The organism is Leisingera sp. S2M4 (genome assembly GCF_055398055.1).
Map to the genome: position 1 here is coordinate 1,319,233 of NZ_AP040861.1, position 20,352 is coordinate 1,339,584.

General features: G+C 67.5%; 17 protein-coding genes. 7 read left to right on the top strand and 10 right to left on the bottom strand.

Annotated features, from left to right (window positions below; translation table 11 throughout):
- Positions 1-35: 35 nt before the first annotated feature.
- Positions 36-992 (bottom strand): acetyl-CoA carboxylase, carboxyltransferase subunit beta, encoded by a 957-nt coding sequence (accD, locus tag ACZ52D_RS06505; RefSeq protein ID WP_222454654.1) that lies wholly within the window; start codon positions 990-992, stop codon positions 36-38.
- Positions 993-1,055: 63 nt separating this feature from the next.
- Positions 1,056-1,964, bottom strand: coding sequence for a lysostaphin resistance A-like protein (locus tag ACZ52D_RS06510; RefSeq protein ID WP_464442896.1), 909 nt, complete (start codon positions 1,962-1,964; stop codon positions 1,056-1,058).
- Positions 1,965-2,169: 205 nt separating this feature from the next.
- Between ACZ52D_RS06510 and ACZ52D_RS06515 the strand changes: the two genes are divergently transcribed.
- The 3 genes from ACZ52D_RS06515 (at position 2,170) to ACZ52D_RS06525 (ending at position 4,201) form a co-directional block, all read left to right on the top strand.
- Complete coding sequence (locus ACZ52D_RS06515) at positions 2,170-2,967, top strand: hypothetical protein (protein WP_464442897.1); 798 nt, start codon at positions 2,170-2,172, stop codon at positions 2,965-2,967.
- An 82-nt stretch (positions 2,968-3,049) separates the two neighbouring features.
- The gene (locus ACZ52D_RS06520) at positions 3,050-3,811 is read left to right on the top strand and encodes a DUF6478 family protein (protein ID WP_222454651.1); all 762 of its coding nucleotides are present in this window, start codon (positions 3,050-3,052) and stop codon (positions 3,809-3,811) included.
- 12 nt (positions 3,812-3,823) lie between these two features.
- Complete coding sequence (locus tag ACZ52D_RS06525) at positions 3,824-4,201, top strand: hypothetical protein (protein ID WP_464442898.1); 378 nt, start codon at positions 3,824-3,826, stop codon at positions 4,199-4,201.
- 23 nt (positions 4,202-4,224) lie between these two features.
- Here the strand turns inward: ACZ52D_RS06525 and ACZ52D_RS06530 are convergent, their stop codons facing one another.
- The 6 genes from ACZ52D_RS06530 to ACZ52D_RS06555 all read right to left on the bottom strand — a co-directional run bounded on the left by ACZ52D_RS06530 (position 4,225) and on the right by ACZ52D_RS06555 (position 13,563).
- Entirely contained in the window at positions 4,225-4,968 is a 744-nt protein-coding gene (locus ACZ52D_RS06530; RefSeq protein WP_464442899.1) for an isocitrate lyase/PEP mutase family protein, read from the bottom strand.
- Complete coding sequence (locus ACZ52D_RS06535; protein ID WP_464443120.1) at positions 4,965-6,029, bottom strand: bifunctional transcriptional activator/DNA repair enzyme AdaA; 1,065 nt, start codon at positions 6,027-6,029, stop codon at positions 4,965-4,967. Before ACZ52D_RS06535 ends, ACZ52D_RS06530 begins: the two co-directional genes overlap by 4 nt.
- A gap of 473 nt (positions 6,030-6,502) precedes the next feature.
- Positions 6,503-7,834, bottom strand: coding sequence for a S41 family peptidase (locus tag ACZ52D_RS06540; protein ID WP_222454647.1), 1,332 nt, complete (start codon positions 7,832-7,834; stop codon positions 6,503-6,505).
- A gap of 7 nt (positions 7,835-7,841) precedes the next feature.
- The gene (locus tag ACZ52D_RS06545; RefSeq protein ID WP_464442900.1) at positions 7,842-8,975 is read right to left on the bottom strand and encodes a murein hydrolase activator EnvC family protein; all 1,134 of its coding nucleotides are present in this window, start codon (positions 8,973-8,975) and stop codon (positions 7,842-7,844) included.
- Positions 8,972-10,489: a 2,3-bisphosphoglycerate-independent phosphoglycerate mutase gene (gene gpmI / locus ACZ52D_RS06550; RefSeq protein WP_464442901.1), complete on the bottom strand. Its 1,518-nt coding sequence runs from the start codon at positions 10,487-10,489 to the stop codon at positions 8,972-8,974. The genes ACZ52D_RS06545 and gpmI overlap by 4 nt, the downstream gene beginning before the upstream one ends.
- An 86-nt stretch (positions 10,490-10,575) precedes the next feature.
- On the bottom strand, positions 10,576-13,563 hold the full coding sequence (locus tag ACZ52D_RS06555) for an error-prone DNA polymerase (protein WP_464443121.1): 2,988 nt from the start codon (positions 13,561-13,563) through the stop codon (positions 10,576-10,578).
- A gap of 218 nt (positions 13,564-13,781) precedes the next feature.
- Between ACZ52D_RS06555 and ACZ52D_RS06560 the strand changes: the two genes are divergently transcribed.
- On the top strand, positions 13,782-14,246 hold the full coding sequence (locus tag ACZ52D_RS06560) for a DUF1203 domain-containing protein (RefSeq protein ID WP_464442902.1): 465 nt from the start codon (positions 13,782-13,784) through the stop codon (positions 14,244-14,246).
- Positions 14,247-14,327: 81 nt separating this feature from the next.
- Here ACZ52D_RS06560 and ACZ52D_RS06565 read toward each other — a convergent pair whose 3' ends face one another.
- Together ACZ52D_RS06565 and ACZ52D_RS06570 are read right to left on the bottom strand one after the other, a co-directional pair.
- A complete protein-coding gene (locus ACZ52D_RS06565) occupies positions 14,328-15,257 on the bottom strand; it encodes an ABC transporter ATP-binding protein (protein WP_222454642.1) in 930 nt (309 codons plus the stop codon).
- 89 nt (positions 15,258-15,346) lie between these two features.
- Positions 15,347-16,393, bottom strand: a complete 1,047-nt coding sequence (locus ACZ52D_RS06570; protein ID WP_464442903.1) for a mechanosensitive ion channel family protein — start codon at positions 16,391-16,393, stop codon at positions 15,347-15,349.
- A 160-nt stretch (positions 16,394-16,553) separates the two neighbouring features.
- On the opposite strand from ACZ52D_RS06570, the gene ACZ52D_RS06575 reads away from it, so the two are divergent.
- From ACZ52D_RS06575 to polA, 3 genes are all read left to right on the top strand, one after another.
- Positions 16,554-16,748, top strand: a complete 195-nt coding sequence (locus ACZ52D_RS06575; RefSeq protein ID WP_222454640.1) for a zinc-finger domain-containing protein — start codon at positions 16,554-16,556, stop codon at positions 16,746-16,748.
- Positions 16,749-16,815: 67 nt separating this feature from the next.
- Complete coding sequence (locus ACZ52D_RS06580) at positions 16,816-17,301, top strand: flavodoxin family protein (RefSeq protein WP_464442904.1); 486 nt, start codon at positions 16,816-16,818, stop codon at positions 17,299-17,301.
- Between the two features lie 153 nt (positions 17,302-17,454).
- Positions 17,455-20,271, top strand: coding sequence for a DNA polymerase I (gene polA / locus ACZ52D_RS06585; RefSeq protein ID WP_464442905.1), 2,817 nt, complete (start codon positions 17,455-17,457; stop codon positions 20,269-20,271).
- The last annotated feature ends 81 nt before the right edge of the window (positions 20,272-20,352 follow it).

Below are 20,352 nucleotides of genomic sequence, written 5' to 3' on the forward strand. Positions count from 1 at the left end.
CGGCAGCGGTGCCGGACATCCTCTTCTACGGGCGGTTACTGCGCCGCTTCTTCGCTGGCAGCGGCATCCGCCGATGTGTTCGCGGCCTCGGCGCTGTCCGCCTCGGCGTCCTGCGGCGAGGGCAGATCGCCCACCACCTGCGGCGGCAGTTTCATCAGCATGCGGATGATGGTGATCAGCTCCTCGCGCATCTCGGTGCGCGGGATCACCCGGTCCAGCATGCCGTGATCCAGCAGGTACTCGGCGCGCTGGAACCCCTCGGGCAGCTTTTCGCGGATCGTCTGTTCGATCACCCGCGGCCCGGCAAAGCAGATCAGCGCGTTGGGCTCGGAGATCTGCACGTCGCCCAGCATCGCGTAGGACGCGGTGACGCCGCCGGTGGTCGGATGGGTCAGCACCACGATATAGGGCAGCCCCGCCTCTTTCAGCATCTGCACGGCAACGGTGGTGCGCGGCATCTGCATCAGCGACAGGATGCCTTCCTGCATGCGCGCACCGCCTGCGGCGGAGAACAGCACCAGCGGACGGCCCAGCTTCACGGCTTCCTCGGCGGCGGCGATGATGGCGTTGCCGACGTACATCCCCATCGAGCCGCCCATGTAGGAGAAGTCCTGCGCGGCCGCGACGATCGGCGTGCGGCCGATCTCGCCGGCGGCGACCAGCATCGCATCCTTTTCGCCGGTCTTCTTCTGCGCGGCCTTGATCCGGTCGGGGTATTTCTTCTGATCCTTGAACTTCAGCGGATCGGACAGCGGCTCCGGCACCGCCACCTCGGTGAAGACACCGCCATCAAACAGCGCGGTGAAACGGTCGCGCGGGGTGATATGCATGTGATGACCGCAGCTGGTGCAGACGTTCTGGTTGTCGCTCAGCTCGCGGTGAAACAGCATGGTGCCGCATTCATCGCATTTCTGCCAAAGGTTCTCGGGCACTTCACGGCGCGAAAAGATCGAGTTGATCTTGGGCCGGACGTAGTTTGTGATCCAGTTCATGTAGCTTGCCTCTCCGGGGGCGCGGTTTGCCCCCCAGATAAGGCCCATTGACGGCAATTGCAATCAGCGGCGTATGGCAAGCCGCGCCGCCAGCCAGCTGACCACCATCGTGGCGAAGTCAACCGCCATCCAGGGCCGCAGCCCCTGCACATCCGCCAGCTCGTAGGGTAGCAGGTACAGCGCCAGCCCGTTGAGACTGCTGGGCGAGGCAAACAGCAACAGCGCCGCCACGTTGTTGAAGAAATGCACCGCCATCGCCGGCCCCAAGGTGCCCGCCCGCGCCGTCAGATCCGCCATCAGCACGCCAAAGACCCCGGCCCAGAGCGCGATCAGCAGCGCGTTGTCGCCTGCCTCGGCGGGCAGGTAATGGCCCAGCGCGAACAGGCCCGAGGGCAGCAGGATCCACACCGCCGGATGCCGAAACCGCGCCGCCAGCGCCTGCTGGATGTAGCCGCGAAAGACGATCTCCTCCGACCCGGTCTGCACCAGCACGGCCAGCAGCGACAGCGGCAACAGCGCCAGCCAATGCCCGAACCGCAGGTTCGGCTCCATCGGCGCGCCCATGTCGTAGGGCGGCAGCAGCAGCAACAGCAGGCTCAGCCCCAGCAGGTAGAGGCTGACACGGCTGAACTGCCACACCAGCGGCGGCAGCGCGCCGATCACGCTGATGAGGCCCCGCCGGTGCAACAGCCGCGCCGCCAGCGCAACCCCGAGCGCCAGAAAGCCGAAGCTGCCGAGCATGACCAGCATCGCGCCGGGGCTGCTGCCCTGCGACAGCTCCGCCAGCCAGGCTCCGGGCGCCACCGCCACCAGCAGCATCTGCAGGCCGACGGTTGCCGTCAGGCTGACCAGCGTCACCAGCGCCACCCCCAGCAGCAAGCGCCACAGTTGCGGCTGCAGTCGCGCCGGGCGCACCAGCGCCTCATGGGCGCGGTAGCTGCCCCCGGGGGGCGGACGGCGGTGCTGCTGCATGTGTCCTCCGTGGCGGATGCCAAAGCTGCCCGCACAGCATTTGCATTGCTGCAACGCCAAGGCAAGCGGCAAGCACCGCGATTGGCTTGGCGCTTGCCGATGGGCGGGTCAACGCCTATGCCAAGGCCCTGAAGGAACCGCGGCAGGACTGAAATTGCGCAAGACAAACAACAACAAACCCGCAAGCCCCCCGGCCGCACGACAGGTGAGGACCCTCATCGCGGCAACGGCAACCGCCCTGCTGACCGGGTGCGGCCAGATGTCGAACGAGCTGGGATTTGCCGCCCTGGCCCCCGGCGCGGCCAGCGCCCCCGATGCGTCCGAATCCCGAACCCCGAGGCGCAAGCGCCCGGACGCGGCGCGGGCGGTGATGCCCTTTGCCGGCGGTCGGCTGCACCTCGTCGCCCCGCAGGGATATTGCTTCGACACCGAAAGCAGCCGGATCGAAGGCCAGGGCGGCTTTGCCCTGATCGCCCATTGCAGCCGGGTGCGCGGTGCCGGGTGGTTCGGCGCCCGCCGGGCCGCGGTCATCACCGCCAGCATCGGCCCCGCCATCCCGAATGTCGCCGCGCCGCAGGCCAGCGACATCGCCGCGATGTTCCCCGGCGCCCGCATCCTGGAAACCCGCGAGGACCAGCTGCTGCCGCTGGTGCGCCTGCAGGCGCCAGGCCCGCTGGTCACCGGCTCCAGTGCCCAGCACTGGCGCGGGGCCTTCATCCTGGACGACCATTTGGTCGCGCTGGCGCTCTACGCGCCGGACGGCAGCCAGGCGCTTGGCCATCAGGGGGCGGCGCTGCTGAACGAGTTGACGCACCGCAGCCTCGAAAGCTCCGTCCAGTCGCAACCGGTCGAAGCGGCGGCGCCGCGGTCGCATGACACCGCGGAAGCCCCCCGCCCGCAGTCGCGTCCCGACCGCCCCGCGCGCACGACCGAGACCGCGAGCGCCGACACGGCCCGTGAAAAACGCGGCCTGGGGCAGCGGATTGCAGGTTTATTTCAATAGCCCCCAAAGGTTACACTGACACAGGCACCCCGGCCCGAGAACGCCGGGGGATCAAGACCCGGATTTCGCAAGAGGGCGCGCAATGAGCAGGATACTGGACCGGCTGCTACACCTGCGCAGCCTGCGCCGCTGGCGCAGCGCTGCCGAGGCCGCGCCCCGTGCGCCACTGTCTGACCTGCGCCTGCAACGCAACCAGGCGCGGCAATTGCGCACCCACCTGGACCGCCTGATCCACACCGCCGAGGGGCGCCTGGCGCTGCCGCAGATCGGCTCCAGCTTCTTTCCTCGCCCGCATGGCACCGACTGGTCCTGGCGGCCCGAGCTGTGGCGCGGCCCGCTGGCCGTGCAAGGTCTGTGCCCGGCCCCGGCCGAGGCCCGTCTCAGCGACGAGGTGAAGCTGTTTCACGATTGCGCCGCCGGAGAGGTGAGCCTGCGCCAGATCAGAAACACCCGCGAGGAAGACCTCGCACCGTTCGGCCTGCGAATGGATGTGTACCAGTTCGAAGGCTCTTTCCTGTCGCTGGTCGTGGACCTGCCGCCCGCGGCCCTGCAGGGGCTCACCCGCGAGCATCTCCTGCGCGTCGACAGCATCCTGCAGACCGAAGCGCCCATCGACATCTTTGCCCGGCTCAACATCCGGCACGGCCCCAACACCGAGCAGATGGTGCGCCAGCTGCCCGCCGAGCGCGGCAATCTCCTGGTCGAGTTCGACTTGGCCTATTCGGACCTGAACGAAAAGCGGATGGAGAAGGCCTGGCTGGACCTGATCTTTGACGCTCCAGCCATGAATCAGGTCCTCCTGCGCGACCTGACGTTCTCGCGCCATCCGCGCGCCGCGATCTGAGGAACCCTGCCGATGAGCGACCTGACACTGACCAAGATCCGCTTTCGCAATGGCATCTGGGAAGGGTTGATCAGCAACGCCCCGGGCACTGGGGCGCGGCCGGACATCTCGGTGATGTTCCGAGATCAGCCGGTGCCGGGGGTGGAGCTGCACGAGGGCGAAACCGCCGGAGAATGGATCCTGCAAGTGCCGATCCCCGCGGAAGCAATTGCCGACGGGGTGCAATCCTTCGTTGTCTTCGACACCCCGAGTTCCACCCGACTGGGCGATTTCACCCTGATCGCGGGCGACGCGGCGAGCGACGATCTGCGCGCCGAGGTGGAGCTGCTGCGCGCCGAACTCGACATGTTGAAACGCGCCTTCCGCCGCCACTGCCAGGAAACCGGATGACACCGCCCACGGCCCGCTTCGGCCTACTCCAGGGCCTGGAAATGTTCCGCCAGCACTTGCATCAGCCGGGTATGCGGGATCGGCCCGTAGCTGGCGCGCGCCACCCCGGCCTGCCGCGCCTGCGCCAGTGTGACGCCGCGCATGAAGGCATTGACCGGCAGCGCGCAGCCCTCGCAGACCCGCGCCAGCAGATCCGGGTTCGACAGTCCCGGCACGAAGAAGCCATCAGCCCCGGCCTCGGCATAAGCGGCGGCGCGCTCCAGCGCCTCGGTCAGCAGGTCTGCATGTTTGCTGCTGTCTTTTTCCTTCAGAAACAGATCCGTGCGCGCGTTGACAAAAATGTCGGCATGGCCCGCGCGCACCGCGGCGACGCGCTCGGCCTGCTCCTCGAGGCAGTAGATCCGGTCGCTGCCGACCACCTGATCCTCGAAATTCAGCCCCACCGCGCCGGTTTCGGCCAATCGTCTCACATTGGCGGTCAGCTGCCGGGGCGCGCGGGCATAGCCGCCCTCGAAATCGATGGTCACCGGCAGGTCGATGCTGGCGATGATGCGGCGCGCATTGTCCAGCACATAGTCCAGCGGCACCTGCTCGCCATCCGCGAACCCCTGCGCCATCGCCACCGGATAGCTGCCGGTCGCCAGCGCACGCGCGCCTGCGCCGGCAATGGCGCGGGCACTGCCGACATCCCAGATATTGTAGAGCACCAGCGGATCGCCCGGCTGATGCAGGGCCGCAAAGGCCCTGGCGCGGTCGGAATATGTCATGCGGACACCCTCTGTCTGTAGCCTGTTTCAATCTCGATCAGCCGCTGCTTGCGCCACAGCCCACCGCCATAGCCGGTCAGCGACCCGTCCGCCGACAGCACCCGGTGGCAGGGCACCACTAGCGCCAGCTGGTTGCTGCCGTTGGCCCGCGCCACCGCCCGCGTCGCCGAGGCCCGCCCCAGATCGGAGGCAATCTGCGAATAGCTGCGCGTCTCGCCCGCCGGGATGGTCAGCAGATAGCGCCAGACCTCGCGCTCAAAGGCGGTGCCGTGCAGCGCCAGCGGGGTCTGGAACTCCGCGCTTTCCCCGGCAAAGAACCGGCGCAGCTCCGCGGCGATCTGCTGTGTCGGCGGCGGCCGACCAAAGCCCAAGCCTCCGGGCTGCGCCTTCTGCAGCCTGGCCACCTCGCGCGGCAGCGCCTTGCGGTCGGCAAATTCCAGCAGATGCAGCTGGTGCTTGCAGCTGATCGCGATCATCGCGCCCAGCGGCGTGTCGATCCAGTCCGCCAACAGCAGCGCATCGCGGCGAAAGGCGCCGGGCGCGATCCCCACCAGTTTCGCAAATGCCGCGCGAAAGGCGCTGGCGCTTTCAAACCCGGCATCGATCTGCGCCGCGATCACCGGCTCACCCGCGGTCAGCGCGGTGAAGCCTTCGCGCAGGCGGCGCTGACGCGCCATCTCGAGGAACGTCATCCCGAAATGCCGCTTGAAGGCCCGCCGCACGGTCGAAGGCTCTAGCCCCAGCCGTACCAGATCCCCCTCGCCCCAGCGGTAGGCGGGGCGGGCCTCCAGCCGGGCCAGCAGATCCTGCACCATCGGATCATCCCCGGCCGCCGCCGCCAGCGGCTTGCAGCGCTTGCAGGCGCGAAAGCCTGCCTCGATGCAGGCGCCGGGCGTGGCGAAGAACTGGCAGTTCTCGTACTTGGGCTTGCGCGCCGGGCAGGTCAGCCGACAGAAGATGCCGGTGGAGGTCACGCCGACATAGGCGCGCCCCTCGTAGGCGTCGTTTCGGTCCAGCAGGGCGTGATACAGGGTGTGGGAATCAGGCAGGTCAAACATCATGCCCCAGCATAGCCCCGCCTGCCCCACCTGTGCGCCGAAGATCGGGCGTTGATTGTCAAATTCCCGCCAGCTGCGCCCGCTCACGGGCCGGCGGCTGGGCTCCGCCCCCCCGTGTTGCGCCCCCGGCGTACGGCGGCTTCACGGAAACCTCATCCCCATGTGCCAGACTGTCTGCCGATCGATCACCCGCCATGGCCGAACGGCCGTGATACCAGGTGCAGGCATCTGTGGTGCTGCCTGCGCAACACACCCGGAGACCGGCCCCGATAAAAAGGGGGTCGCACAAGCCAGCTTGTCCGAGCAGCCCCCGCGGGGGCCTGTCCAACCTCCCCCGGCGGCGCCGCCACCTTCCTTACCGGCCCACCAGCGGAACGACCCGGACCCTTCGACCGACCGAGGGCAACCCCCTCGCCCAACATGAAAAAGGCCGCCCTCCCGGACGGCCCCTTTGCTGCTGGCTGCATGCAGCCGGATTATTTGGTTTCCAGCGCCACCATCCCTTTCAGGATGTCGATGGCATAGGCCAGCTGGTAATCCTGCTCGCGCAACTCCGCCGCCTTCTCGGCCTTTTCGCGCTCGGCTTCGATCTGGCGGATCTCGTCTTCGCTCAGCGAATCGTTGTTCAGGCTGCCGCGCAGATCTGCTTCGGAACGGGAGCGGCGGGGATTGTCCTCCTCCTCCTCATTCGCGGGCGAGCGACGCGGCTGCGCCACCACGATGTCCGGGCTCACGCCCAGCGCCTGGATCGACCGTCCCGACGGCGTGTAATACCGCGCCGTGGTCAGCCGCATCGCGCCTTCCCCCTTCAGCGGCATCACCGTCTGCACCGACCCCTTGCCGAAGGAGCGTGTCCCCACCACCACGGCGCGGCGATGGTCCTGCAGGGCGCCCGCCACGATCTCCGAGGCCGAGGCCGAACCGCCGTTGATCAGCACCACGATCGGCTTGCCCTCGACCAGGTCGCCCGGCGTGGCATTGAAACGCTCGCCGTCTTCCGGGTTGCGGCCACGGGTCGAGACGATCTCGCCGGAATCGAGGAAGGCATCCGCCACCTTGATCGCCTGGGTCAGCAGACCGCCGGGGTTGTTGCGCAGGTCCAGCACGATGCCGTTGACATTGTCCATGCCGCCGGCCTCTTCGATCTGCTTCTTCAGCCCGGCTTCCAGGTTCGGCGTGGTCTGATCGTTGAAGGTGGTGATCCGCATCACCACGGTGTCGCCCTCGGTGCGCGCCCGCACCGCGGTCAGCTTGATGGTGTCGCGGATGATCGACACGTCGAAGGGTTCCGGCTCGCCCTCGCGCACCACGGTGATGACGATCTCCGAGCCCACCGGCCCGCGCATCATGGTCACCGCCTCGTCCAGCGACAGGCCCAGCACGCTTTCGCCATCCACATGGGTGATGAAATCGCCGGCTTCCATGCCGGCCTCATCCGCCGGGGTGCCGTCGATGGGGGAGACGACCTTGACGAAGCCCTCTTCCTGCGTGACCTCGATGCCGAGACCGCCGAATTCGCCGCGGGTCTGCACCCGCATGCGGTCGGCGTCATCCGGCGACAGGTAGCTGGAGTGCGGGTCGAGCGAGGTCAGCATGCCGCCGATCGCCGCTTCGATCAGCTCCTTCTCGTCGACCTCTTCCACATATTGCGCCCGGATGCGTTCAAAGATGTCCCCGAACAGGTCCAGCTGCTCATAGACATTAGCCTCGCGCGCGCCCTCCTGCGCCAGCAAGGGGCCTGCGACATAGGTTGTTGCAACGATCCCTGCCAGCGTGCCGCCAATGGCGGCCATCGCAAATTTTTTCATCAAGCCTTCATCCACCTTTTCCAGTGCGGAACCAAGTTTCCGGGTCCACCGGGCTGTTGTCCATTCTCACCTCTATATAGAGCGTTTCTGTCCGGTCAGTTCCACCCCCTTCACCGCTTAGTGAAAGAATTGCGTCCGGCTTGGGATTTTCTCCGCTCATCAGCCCGACGGGGGTGCCCTCCGGAATCACCTCCCCCGCCTCGCCAAAGACCTCGGCCAGACCGGAAAAGATGAACAGCGTGTCCGGCTGCGGTTCCAGAATCACCACGTTGCCCAGGTCCAGAAGCGGCCCGCGATAGCGGATGGTGGCCGCCGTCGGCGCGGTGACCAGCGCCCGTGGACGCGCCGCCACCAGCAACCCCGGACGGGCAATGCCGGCCGCATCCCGCTCACCGTAGCCGCGCAGAACCAGCCCTTCGACCGGCAGCGGCAGGGTGCCGCGCAGGTCGCTGATGTCGGCGCTGCTGGCGGCAATCTCGCCCTCCGCGATATCGGCCAGCCCGTCGGCAAAGCCGGACAGCGTCTCGGTCGAGGAAATCAGGATCGCGGTCCGCACCGGGTCGGCGGTAAAGCGGCGCGGCAGGCTGGTGCGGTCGGCAATCGCCGTCGACAGCTGCACCCGCGCCGCCTGCACACCGCTCAGCCCTTCCTCCAGCGTGCGCGCGGCACTCTGTTGCAGCAGGCGCAGACTCTGCACCTCTTCCAGATCCGCCTTCAGTTCCTGCGCGCGGGCATGCAGGGCCGGGGTCACCTCGGCCAGCATCATCGCCGAGCGCGCCGCCCCCAGGGGGCCGGACGGATGCACCATCAGCACGGGCGGCGGCGAGGTTTCGATCGTCTGGATGATCCCCAGCAACCCCGAGACCTCGTCCCGCCGCGCCGCCAGCTGCGCCGACAATTGCGCCTCGCGCCGCGCCACCCGGCGCAGCCCGTCGCGCATCGCCGCCAGCCCCGCCTCGAAAGCCTGCACGGTGGAGGTCAGCGCCTTCACCCGATCGCGGGAGCTCTCTGCCTGTTGCAATTGCACCGACGCGGCTTCCAGCTGCGCCGCCGCCTCGCGCGCAGCCTCTGCCGGATCCGCCGCCAGGCGCAGCGGCGCGGCCAGCAGAACCAGCGACAGAAACGCCGCGCGCATGCTCATGACAGCAGGCTCTGCCCGGTCATCTCTTCGGGCTGCTCCAGCCCCATCAGCTCCAGGATGGTCGGTGCCAGATCCGCCAGCCGCCCGTCCCGCAAGCGGGCCCCCTCCGGCCCGCCAACCAGCGCCACCGGCACCGGGTTCAGCGTGTGAGCGGTATGGGCGCCGCCGGTTTCCGGGTCGACCATCACCTCGCAGTTGCCGTGGTCGGCGGTGACGATCATCGCGCCGCCGGCCTTCTCCAGCGCGGCGACGACCTGCGCCAGCCCCTGGTCCACCGCTTCGCAGGCCTTGATCGCCGCCGCCAGATCGCCGGTGTGGCCAACCATGTCGGGATTGGCGTAATTGGTCACGATCAGGTCATAGCCCGCCCCGATCGCCTCGACGAATTTCTCGGTCACCTCAGGCGCGCTCATCTCCGGCTGCAGATCATAGGTCGCCACCTTGGGCGATTTCGGCATGTAGCGATCCTCGCCCGCCTCCGGCTCTTCCTTGCCACCGTTGAGGAAGAAGGTCACATGCGGATATTTCTCGGTCTCGGCCAGGCGGAACTGGCGCTTGCCCTGCTTGGCCACCCAGGCCCCCAGCGTGTTGACGATCGCCGCCTTGGGATAGCATGTGGTCATATAGGTGTTGTGGCCCTCGGAATATTCCACCATGCCCAGCAGCGCCGCCAGCTTCGGGCGCTCGCCCACGTCGAACTCGGCAAAGCCCGGTTCGCCGATGGCGCGCAGGATCTCGCGGGCCCGGTCGGCGCGGAAGTTGAGGCAGAAGAACCCGTCCGCGTCCCGGATGCCCTCATGCCCCGGCAGGACGGTCGCGCCGATGAACTCATCGCTCTCGGACTGGTTATAGGCATGGTCCACGGCCCCATGTGCGCTGGCCGCCTTGCGCCCCTCGGCGCGCACCATCGCGGCATAGGCCTCCGACACCCGCTCCCAGCGGTTGTCGCGGTCCATGGCGAAATAGCGGCCGGTGACGGTGGCGATGCGCGCGCCCTCGGGCAGGCTGTCCTCCAGCTCGCTGAAATAGCCGTAGGCCGATTTCGGCGCCACGTCGCGCCCGTCGGTGATCGCGTGCAGCCAGACCGGCACCCCGGCATCGGTGATCGCGCGCGCCGCCGCAACGATATGGGTCAGATGCCCGTGCACGCCGCCGTCCGAGACCAGACCCATCAGATGCGCGGCACCGCCGCTGTCCTTCAACCGCGCGATGAAATCCTGCAACGCCTTGTTGTCAAAGAAGGATCCATTCTCGATCGCAAGGTCGATCTGGCCCAGGTCCATCGCCACCACCCGGCCCGCGCCGATGTTGGTATGCCCCACCTCGGAGTTGCCCATCTGGCCACTGGGCAACCCCACATCGGGGCCATGGGTGATCAGGCTGGCCACCGGGCCTTTGGCCATGATGGCATCGAAGGTCGGGGTATGGGCCAGATGCGGCGCATTGGCCGCGCCCGGCGCGCCGCTGCCCCAGCCATCAAGAATGCACAGGACAACGGGTTTGGGTACGCTCATCAGATCATCTCCGGGACAGGCTGTGTTGCCCACCTTCTAACGCCTCGCCGCGCCGGGGTGAACCGCCATTGCGGCCGCAGGCTGCCTTATCGGCGCGCCCGCCCGCGGGTTTGCCCCTGCCGCCGGGCTTCATCTTTCCCCAAATACTCACTCCCCGGGCTGCCACCGGCACCGCCGCCCGTGTTCTGCGGCGTCAGCAGATGCCGGATCAGCGCCACCGGATGGGCGCGCAAGGACAGCCGCATGGCGACGTAATCCTCCACCACCTCTTCGCCCAGCCCCATCTGCGGCAGATCGGCGGCGGGCTCGTAAATCCCCTCGCCCTCCAGTTCGCGGGCAAACAGCGGCAGCGGCTTGCGGGCGGTGATCGCCTTGGCCGCCCACAAGGCCTCGCGCCGGCTGAGGCCCAGCGCGGCAAAGGCATCCGCCTCGGCCAGCCGCTCGATCACCGGCGGCGCCAGCCCTGCCTTGCGCCAGACGTCCTCGACCTCGTGGTAGCCGTTGCCGCGCGCCGCCGTCAGCCAGGCGGCATCCTCGTCGCGCAGCCCCTTGATCTGGCGGAACCCCAGCCGCAGCGCCAGCCCGCCCTGGCCATCCGGCTCCATCACGTTGTCCCAGTAGGAGTTGTTGATGCAGACCGGCCGCACCTCGACCCCATGCGCGCGGGCATCCCGCACGATCTGGGCAGGCGCGTAGAACCCCATCGGCTGTGAGTTCAAAAGCGCGCAGGCAAAGATGCCCGGATGGTGGCACTTGATCCAGGCCGAGGCATAGACCAAGAGCGCGAAACTGGCGGCGTGGCTTTCCGGGAATCCGTAGGAGCCAAAGCCCTCGATCTGGGAAAAACAGCGCTCGGAGAACTCCGTGTCATAGCCGTTCTTTGCCATGCCGCGCAGGAACAGGCTGCGGAATTCGCTGACGCTGCCGTGTTTCTTGAACGTCGCGAGCGAGCGGCGCAGCCGGTCGGCCTGCTCGGGCGAAAACCCGGCGCCGACGATGGCGATCTGCATCGCCTGCTCCTGGAACAGCGGCACGCCGAGGGTCTTGCCCAGCACCTCGCCCAGCGCATCCGAGGGGAAATGCACCGGCTCCTCCTTGTTGCGGCGGCGGATGTAGGGATGCACCATGTCGCCCTGGATCGGGCCGGGGCGGACGATGGCGACCTCGATCACCAGGTCATAGAAACAGCGCGGCCGCATCCTGGGCAGGAAGTTCATCTGCGCCCGGCTTTCGACCTGAAAGACGCCGATGCTGTCGGCGCGGCACAGCATGTTGTAGACCTCGGGATCCTCCGGCGGCAGGGTGGCGAGGCTGTAGTCCAGCTGGTGGTGCTGCCGCATCAGGTCGAACGCCTTGCGGATGCAGGTGAGCATCCCCAGCGACAGCACATCGACCTTGAGAATGCCGAGCGTGTCGATGTCGTCCTTGTCCCAGCAGATCACCGTGCGCCCCTCCATGGTGGCGTTCTCGATCGGCACCAGTTCGTCCAGACGGCCTTGGGTGATGACAAAACCGCCGACGTGCTGGCTCAGGTGGCGGGGGAAGCCGATGATCTCCTCCACCAGCTGCAGGGTCAGCTGCAGGCGGCGGCTGTCCGGGTCGAGGCCGATCTCGCGCATGCGCTCGGCCTCCACCCCCTGGGTGCTGAAAAAGCCCCAGAGCTGCGAGGACATCGCCGAGATCGTGTCCTCGGTCAGCCCCATGGCGCGGCCGACCTCGCGGATGGCGCGTTTGCCGCGGTAGTGGATCACCGTCGCGCACAGCCCTGCGCGGTGGCGGCCGTAGCGTTCATAGATCCACTGGATCACCTCCTCGCGGCGCTCGTGCTCGAAGTCGACGTCGATGTCGGGCGGCTCGTCGCGGGCCTCGGAGACGAAACGCTCGAACACCATGGTGCCCAGTTCCGGGCTGACCGAGGTGACGCCGAGGCAATAACAGACCACCGAATTGGCAGCGGACCCCCGCCCCTGGCACAGGATCCCGCGGGAGCGGGCAAAGGCGACGATGTCGCGCACGGTGAGGAAATAGGGATCGTATTTCAGCTTGGCGATCAGGGTGAGCTCATGCTCCAGCAGCGCGCGCACCCGCTGCGGCGCGCCGCCGGGGTAGCGCCAGCTCAGCCCCTCCTCGGCCAGCCTGCGCAGACGCTGCGGCGGCGTCTCGCTCTCGCTGCCCTCGTCCGGGTAGTCATAGCGCAGCTCATCCAGCGAGAAGGTGAGCTGTGCTGCCAGCCGGGCGGCATTGTCCACCGCCTGCTCATGATCGCGCAACAGGCGGCGCAGCTCCGCCTCGGAGCGCAACCGCTGCTCGCCGTTGGCCATCGCGGCGCTGCCCAGGTCCTCCACCTTGCAGCGCAGCCGGATGGCGGTCAGCACATCGCCAAGGCAGCGGCGGCTGCCGTGGTGCATTTTCGGCGCGGCGCTGGCCAGAAGGGGCAGACCCAGATGGCTGGCCGCCTCTGCCAGCTGCGCAAACCGCGCCCGGTCGCCACCATCGTAGGCGGGCGCCATCATGAGGTGCATGCGGGCACCAAAGCGGCGCGTCAGCCGCTCCACATGCGGCCCCCACCCGCCCGCGCCGCCGGGCAGATGCTCCGCCTGCGGCACCAGCAGCAGGTGCAGCCCGTCCGCGAATTCCATCAGGTCGGAAAGCTGCAGGGTACAGCTGCCCTTTTCCGCCCTCAGCCGTCCGGTGGACAGCAGCCGGGTCAGGCTGCCCCAGCCGATGCGATCCACCGGCAGGGCGATCACCGGCGGCGCATCGGTGAAGACCAGCCGCGCCGCCGGGATCAGCCGCACGGTGCCGTAGACCGGAAAGGAGGGCGGCTGCGAAAGGCCCTCCGGGCGCGGCGGCCCGATCGGACTGTTCTGCCGGTCCCAGGCCTGCCGCTCCGCCACCCGGCGGGCAATGTCGCGACATTCCGCATGGGCGCGCACGATCCCCGCCACCGAGTTCTCATCGGCGATGGCAATCGCGCCGATCCCCAGCAGCAACGCACGGCGCACATATTCCTCCGGATGCGAGGCCCCGGTGAGGAAGGTGAAGTTGGACAGGCAGGCGAACTCGGCAAACATGACCTGCATGATATTCTTGTTTTGTTCTCATGTGGAGTCCTGCCGGAACGTGATCCCGCGCCGTGCGTCAGCACGGCGCCCGGCCCAACAGGCCAGGGGGCATTTTCAATGCCCGCAGGACTGGCGGGAGCCCCCCGCCTGTCTGCGGGATGCGCAGGATCCGGGTCGATTGCGGCGATGCGTGTCTGGCAAGGTTCAGCCAGCAAAGGAGACCCACGATGCCCAGAATCACCGCCCTGCCCACAGAGATCGTCCGCGCCCTGCAGGCGGGCGGCCCCGATGCCCACGGCCAGCAGCCGGAGCACACTGTATCAGACGGCGGCGGTAATCCCTGCCGCCACTGCCAGCGGTACATTCCCGAAGGCGCTGAAATGCTGATCCTCGCCCACCGCCCCTTTCCGCAGGCGCAGCCCTATGCCGAAACCGGGCCGATCTTCCTGTGTGCCGAGCCTTGCGCGCGGCATGAGGGGGACGGGATTCCGCAGGCCTTGGAGGGCTCTCCCGATTACCTGATCAAGGGCTACAGCGCCGACCACCGGATCGTCTATGGCACCGGCCTCGTGATCCCGCAGGCGCAGATGATGGCGCAGGCCGAAGCGATCTTTGCGGATCAGCGGGTGGCGTATATCCACGTCCGCTCCGCCCGCAACAACTGCTATCAGGCGCGGATTGACCGAGGATAGGCAGAGCTTCATGAGACAGCGGATGGCTCCGCCTGACCTCTCAGAATACAGAGGGCCGCGCCTCCCCTGCCAGGTCGGCCTTCAGGCGGATTTCGTCAGCGACAGGAACACGTCTTCCAAATCCGCTTCCTCGGTCTTCACGTCGCGGATGCTGATCCCGGCGGCATGGACCGCGGCCAGCACCTCCTCGGCGCTGGTCACCTGGCTGCGGTAGCGCAGCACCACGGCGCCGTCGTCACGCAGGGCGGCCTCGATGCCTTCGCCCTGCGGCAGCCGGTCCACCGGGGCGGCGGGCTGCACCACCATCGCCTTGGCATCCAGTCGACCCAGCAGGCTGGCGGTGGTGTCGCGGGCCACCACCTCGCCCTGGTTGATGATGGCGATCTCGTCGCACATCTCCTCGGCCTCCTCGAGGTAATGGGTGGTGAGGATGATGGTCATGCCTTGCGCGTTCAGCTTGCGGATGTTGTCCCACAGCATCTGGCGCAGCTCGATGTCGACGCCCGCGGTGGGCTCGTCCAGCACCAGAACCGAGGGGCGGTGCACCAGCGCCTTGCCCAGCAGAAGCCGCCGCCGCATACCGCCGGAGAGGGTGCGCGCATAGGCCTCTGCCTTGTCGGTGAGGCCGATCATCGCCAGGATCTCGTCGCTGTGGCGCTGCGCCTTGGGCACGCCGTATAGCCCCGCCTGCACCTCCAGCGCGCCGCGCGGGGTGAAGAAAGGGTCGAGGTTCAGCTCCTGCGGCATCACCCCGATGGCAGCGCGGCTCTGGCGCGGGTTCTCGTCCTGGTCGAAGCCCCAGATCGACACCTGGCCGGAGGTCTTGCGCACCAGCCCGGCAAGGATGTTGATGAGGGTGGATTTGCCCGCGCCGTTCGGCCCCAGCAGGCCAAAGACGGAGCCGCGCGGGATGTCCAGATCGATACCCTTCAGCGCCTCCTTGGCGGGGCTGCTTTTCTGGGCTGCATAGACCTTGCGAAGGCCCCGGATTTCAATCGCCGCCGTGTTCATTCCCGTCGCTCCCGTGACAAACCGCTGCGGCGCGCGACCGCTGACGCAACACGGGATACCCTGCATCGGCGCTGGCGGAAACCGGGAAATCAGTCGGCGCTGCCCTCGCCCTGCCGACCGTCCCGGCCCTGGCCGTCATCCTCCGCACGGCTGCGGCGCAGGGCGGATTCGATGCGGGCGGCTGCGGGCGGCTCGCCCTCGGGCGCGCGCGGCCAGCCTTCGCGCTGCTTGCCACGGATGCCGTCGGTTTCCTCGGTCTGGTCGTGGAACAGCAGCACCCGCGTCGGATAGGGCATGTCGACGCCGGCCTTGTCGAGCGCGTTGTAGACTTCCTTGATGACGCGGGCATAGGTGTGGCTGACCTCGGTGCGCACCGACTTGGTCCACCAGCGCAGCCGCACGGTGTTGCCGTCGGCATCCATCGACCAAGGCAGCGCCTCGGGGGCGGGATCGTCCAGCACGCCTTCGACGCCGGCGCAGGTCTCCTCCATGATCTTGCAGGCGGTGTCGAAATCATCCGAGCAGCCGATCTGCACCCCGTATTGCGAGCGCCGCTTGTCAAAGGCGGTGTTGACGATCACCGCGTCTGTATAGATGTCGGCGTTGGGGATCACCACGCGGCGGCCGTCATAGGTCTTGATCATGGTGGCGCGGGTCTCGATCCGCTCCACCGTGCCCTCGTAGCCGCCCGAGACGATCTGGTCGCCGACCTCGAACGGCTGGCGCAGCAGGATCAGGATGCCCGCCAGCATGTTCTGCAGGATGTCCTTGAAGGCAAAGCCGATCGCCACCGAGGAAATCCCCAGCCCGGCGAACAGGTCGCCCGGGGTGACCGAGGGGGCCACGATGGTGATCGCCAGCATGACGCCGACAATGATGATGGCCCAGCGCACCAGCGCGCCGCCGACCTCGCCCAGGCTGGGGCGGTCGCGGCGGTGGCCCATGCGGCACAGCAGCCGCCCGATGGCGCCGGCCGCGAACCAGAAGACCAGCAGCAGCACGAGGGCGATGCCGATGTTGGGCAGCAGCGAGAAGAAACCGTCGACCCAGGAATCGAGCTTTTCAAAGAAATTGCCGGTGTCGGCGTCGATCTCCTCGAGGCCGCTGTCGGTGGCACCGCTGTCATCGGGCTCCATGTGCATCTCCTTGGCCAGCCGCTGCTTTGCGCAACGAAATGGCCCGGTTAGCCGGTCGGTCAAGCGCCGCCGCCCCTCTTGCCCGTCTGCGGCACCGCCGCTATGGTTCGCCAAACCGCGCACCGGCACGGTGCGCAAAGCCAGTGAGACATAGCCAGACATGACCATCGCCCCGCCCGAAACGCGTATCGTCACCACAACCCGCGTCGCCTGTGACGGCGGCGAAGGTGCCCTGGGTCATCCGCGGGTCTACCTGCATATCCCCGAAGACCAGGGCTGGGTTGAATGCCCCTATTGCGACTGCAAGTTCATCCTCGCCGATGCGCAGGAAGAGGTCGCCAAGGCGGCGCAGTGACGCCTGCCATCCGCCGGACCCGTGATACCGGGCTTGATAGCGGGCCTGGGCGCCCCGGCGGCATCTGATGGCGCAGCTGCTGATCGTATACCACAGCCGCACCGGTGGCAGCCGCCAGATGGCGGAGGCCGCCTGCGACGCTGCGCGGGATGAGGCCGAGACCCTCCTGAAGCGCGCCGAGGACACCGGGCCGGAGGATCTGCTGGCGGCGGATGGTTATCTCTTCTGTGCGCCGGAAAACCTGGCAGCGCTGTCCGGCCCGATGAAGGATTTTTTTGACCGCTGCTATTACCCGGTGCTGGGGCAGCTGAACGGGCGGCCCTACGCGCAGATGGTCTGCGCCGGCTCGGACGGTGAGAACGCGGCGCGCCAATGCGCCCGCATCGCGCAGGGGTGGCGGCTGAAACCGGTGCAGGCACCCCTGATCATCTGCACCCACGCACAGACCCCCGAGGCGATCCTGGCCGAGAAGGTGATTCCCGGGGCCGAGCTGCAGACCTGCCGCGAGCTGGGCCAGGCGCTGGCGGCGGGGCTGGCGATGGGGGCATTCTGAGCCGCGCGGCCCGCCCCGGCCGGGCGCTTCGCGCCAAAGGGCGCCGAGCCGCCAGCCACGCCCGAAACTCCAATTGCCCTTCCTGTCCGGATCACCGATAACCGGGAAACAGAACACGAACGGATCTGCAAGCAAACGGGGGCGCGACAGGCCATGAGCGGGACAAAATTCGGCAAGGGCTGCCATCTGCATCTGATTGACGGCTCGGCCTTCATCTTCCGCGCCTATCATGCGCTGCCGCCGCTGACCCGCAAATCCGACGGGCTGCCGATCGGCGCCGTCTCGGGCTTTTGCAACATGCTGTTCAAGCAGGTCGAGGACAACAAGGGCCCCGATGCGCCCACCCATGTGGCGGTGATCTTCGACCACTCGGGCAAGTCCTTCCGCAACGAGATGTACGACCTGTACAAGGCCAACCGCCCGCCTGCGCCCGAGGACCTGGTGCCGCAGTTTCCGCTGACCCGCGAGGCCACCCGCGCCTTCAACATCGCCTGCAAGGAGATCGAGGGCTACGAGGCTGATGACATCATCGCCACCCTCGCCTGCCAGGCGCGCGAGGCCGGTGGGCGTGTCACCATTATCTCCTCGGACAAGGACCTGATGCAGCTGGTCGGCGGCGGGGTCGAAATGCTCGACGCGATGAAGAACAAGCGCATCGATGCCGATGGCGTGCGCGAGAAATTCGGCGTTGGCCCGGAACGGGTGGTGGACGTGCAGGCGCTGGCCGGTGACAGCGTCGACAACGTACCGGGCGCGCCGGGCATCGGCATCAAGACGGCGGCGCTTCTGATCAACGAATTCGGTTCGCTGGAAGACCTGCTGGACCGCGCCGAGGAGATCAAGCAGCCCAAGCGGCGGCAGACGCTGATCGAAAAGCGCGAACAGATCGAACTGTCCAAGAAGCTGGTGCAGCTTGACTGCAACATGGAGCTGGACTTCACCCTCGACGATCTCGAGGTGATGGAGCCTGACCCGGAAACCCTGCTCGGCTTCCTGTCGCAGATGGAGTTCCGCACCCTGACCAAGCGGCTCGCCGATCAGCTGGGCATGGACGCGCCGACGATCCCCGAAGCACCGGCCACCGCCGCCGCGACCGCCGCGGCAGCAGTCCCGGCACCGGAAGAGGTACCATTCGACCGGGACGGATACGAATGCGTGCGCGATGCCGCTGCCCTGCAGGTCTGGATCGATCGCATCCGGCACCGCGGCTGGGTGGCGGTGGATACCGAAACCACCGGGCTGGACGAAATGGTGGCGGATCTGGTCGGCATCTCGCTCTGCGTGGAGCCGGGTCAGGCCTGTTACATCCCGCTGGCGCACAAGGCCGGCGGCGATGACCTGTTCGGCGGCGAAGGGCTGGCCGAGGGGCAGATGCCGCTGGAAGAGGCCGTGGCGATGCTGAAGCCGGTGCTGGAAGATCCGGCGATCATGAAGATCGGCCAGAACATGAAATACGACGCCAAGATCCTGTACCGCTACGGGGTGCAGGTGGCGCCGATCGACGACACCATGCTGATGTCCTATGCGCTGCACGCCGGCCTGCACGGCCATGGCATGGACACGCTGTCCGAACGCTACCTCAACCACACGCCGATCCCGATCAAACCGCTGCTCGGCAGCGGCAAATCGGCGATCACCTTTGACAGGGTGACGATCGAGGATGCGGTTCCCTACGCGGCCGAGGATGCGGATATCACCCTGCGCCTGTGGCAGAAATTCAAGCCGCAGCTGCATCAGGAACGCGTCACCACCGTCTATGAGACGCTGGAGCGCCCGCTGGTGCCGGTGCTGGCCGAGATGGAGCGCAACGGCATCAAGGTGGACCGCGACACGCTCAGCCGCATGTCCAATGCCTTTGCCCAGAAGATGGCGGCGCTGGAGGCCGAGATCCACGAACTGGCGGGCGAGAGCTTCAACGTCGGCTCGCCCGCGCAGCTGGGCGAGATCCTGTTCGAGAAGATGTCGCTGCCCGGCGGCAAGCGCGGCAAGAACGGCAAGTTCTCCACCGGCGCGGACATCCTCGAGGATCTGGCGACCGAACACGACCTGCCCGCACGGGTGCTGGACTGGCGGCAGCTGTCGAAGCTGAAGTCGACCTACACCGATGCGCTGCAGGACCACATCAACCCGGAAACCGGCCGCGTGCACACATCCTACGCGCAGACCGGGGCCAGCACCGGCCGCATGGCCTCGACCGATCCGAACCTGCAGAACATCCCGATCCGCAGCGAAGAGGGTCGCCGCATTCGCGAGGCCTTCGTGGCGGAAGAGGGCAACGTGCTCCTGGCGCTCGACTACAGCCAGATCGAGCTGCGCATCCTGGCGCATATGGCCGACATCGACGCGCTGAAGCAGGCCTTTGCCGAGGGGCAGGACATTCACGCGATGACCGCGTCGGAGATGTTCAACGTGCCGCTGGAGGAGATGACGCCGGAAATCCGCCGTCAGGCCAAGGCGATCAACTTCGGTGTGATCTACGGCATCTCTGGCTTTGGCCTGGCACGCAACCTGCGCATCCCGCGCAAGGAGGCGCAGGGCTTCATCGACCGCTACTTCGAGCGCTTCCCAGGCATCCGCCGCTACATGGATCAGACGGTGGAATTCGCCAAGGAGCACGGCTATGTGCAGACCCTGTTCGGGCGCAAGATCCACACCGCCGAGATCAACGCCAAGGGGCCGAAGGCGGGCTTTGCCAAACGCGCGGCGATCAACGCGCCGATCCAAGGGACGGCGGCCGATGTGATCCGCCGCGCCATGGTGCGGATGCCCGATGCCATCGCCCATCTGCCCGCCCGGATGCTGCTGCAGGTGCACGATGAACTGCTGTTCGAAGTGCCTGAATCGGCAGTCGACGAAACCATCGAGATCGCCCGCCAGGTGATGGAAAACGCCGCCGACCCGGCGGTTCATCTGGACGTGAAACTTGTGGTGGAGGCTGGCCGCGGCCAGAACTGGGCCGAGGCCCACTGACCCCGCCCCCAGCCGCGCCCGCGGCAGCCAGCGCTCCCGCCCGGCTTCGATTTTGCGATCTCATCCCGTTGGGCCGGGCGC

Coding starts and splice junctions, on each gene's coding strand:
- ACZ52D_RS06520 (WP_222454651.1), top strand. CDS start 3,050: ATGAGCAGGATACTGGACCGGCTGCTACACCTGCGCAGCCTGCGCCGC.
- ACZ52D_RS06570 (WP_464442903.1), bottom strand. CDS start 16,393: ATGGAGCCCGATGACAGCGGTGCCACCGACAGCGGCCTCGAGGAGATC.
- accD (WP_222454654.1), bottom strand. CDS start 992: ATGAACTGGATCACAAACTACGTCCGGCCCAAGATCAACTCGATCTTT.
- ACZ52D_RS06525 (WP_464442898.1), top strand. CDS start 3,824: ATGAGCGACCTGACACTGACCAAGATCCGCTTTCGCAATGGCATCTGG.
- ACZ52D_RS06575 (WP_222454640.1), top strand. CDS start 16,554: ATGACCATCGCCCCGCCCGAAACGCGTATCGTCACCACAACCCGCGTC.
- polA (WP_464442905.1), top strand. CDS start 17,455: ATGAGCGGGACAAAATTCGGCAAGGGCTGCCATCTGCATCTGATTGAC.
- ACZ52D_RS06510 (WP_464442896.1), bottom strand. CDS start 1,964: ATGCAGCAGCACCGCCGTCCGCCCCCCGGGGGCAGCTACCGCGCCCAT.
- ACZ52D_RS06565 (WP_222454642.1), bottom strand. CDS start 15,257: ATGAACACGGCGGCGATTGAAATCCGGGGCCTTCGCAAGGTCTATGCA.
- ACZ52D_RS06535 (WP_464443120.1), bottom strand. CDS start 6,029: ATGATGTTTGACCTGCCTGATTCCCACACCCTGTATCACGCCCTGCTG.
- ACZ52D_RS06530 (WP_464442899.1), bottom strand. CDS start 4,968: ATGACATATTCCGACCGCGCCAGGGCCTTTGCGGCCCTGCATCAGCCG.
- ACZ52D_RS06555 (WP_464443121.1), bottom strand. CDS start 13,563: ATGTTTGCCGAGTTCGCCTGCCTGTCCAACTTCACCTTCCTCACCGGG.
- gpmI (WP_464442901.1), bottom strand. CDS start 10,489: ATGAGCGTACCCAAACCCGTTGTCCTGTGCATTCTTGATGGCTGGGGC.
- ACZ52D_RS06540 (WP_222454647.1), bottom strand. CDS start 7,834: ATGAAAAAATTTGCGATGGCCGCCATTGGCGGCACGCTGGCAGGGATC.
- ACZ52D_RS06560 (WP_464442902.1), top strand. CDS start 13,782: ATGCCCAGAATCACCGCCCTGCCCACAGAGATCGTCCGCGCCCTGCAG.
- ACZ52D_RS06580 (WP_464442904.1), top strand. CDS start 16,816: ATGGCGCAGCTGCTGATCGTATACCACAGCCGCACCGGTGGCAGCCGC.
- ACZ52D_RS06545 (WP_464442900.1), bottom strand. CDS start 8,975: ATGAGCATGCGCGCGGCGTTTCTGTCGCTGGTTCTGCTGGCCGCGCCG.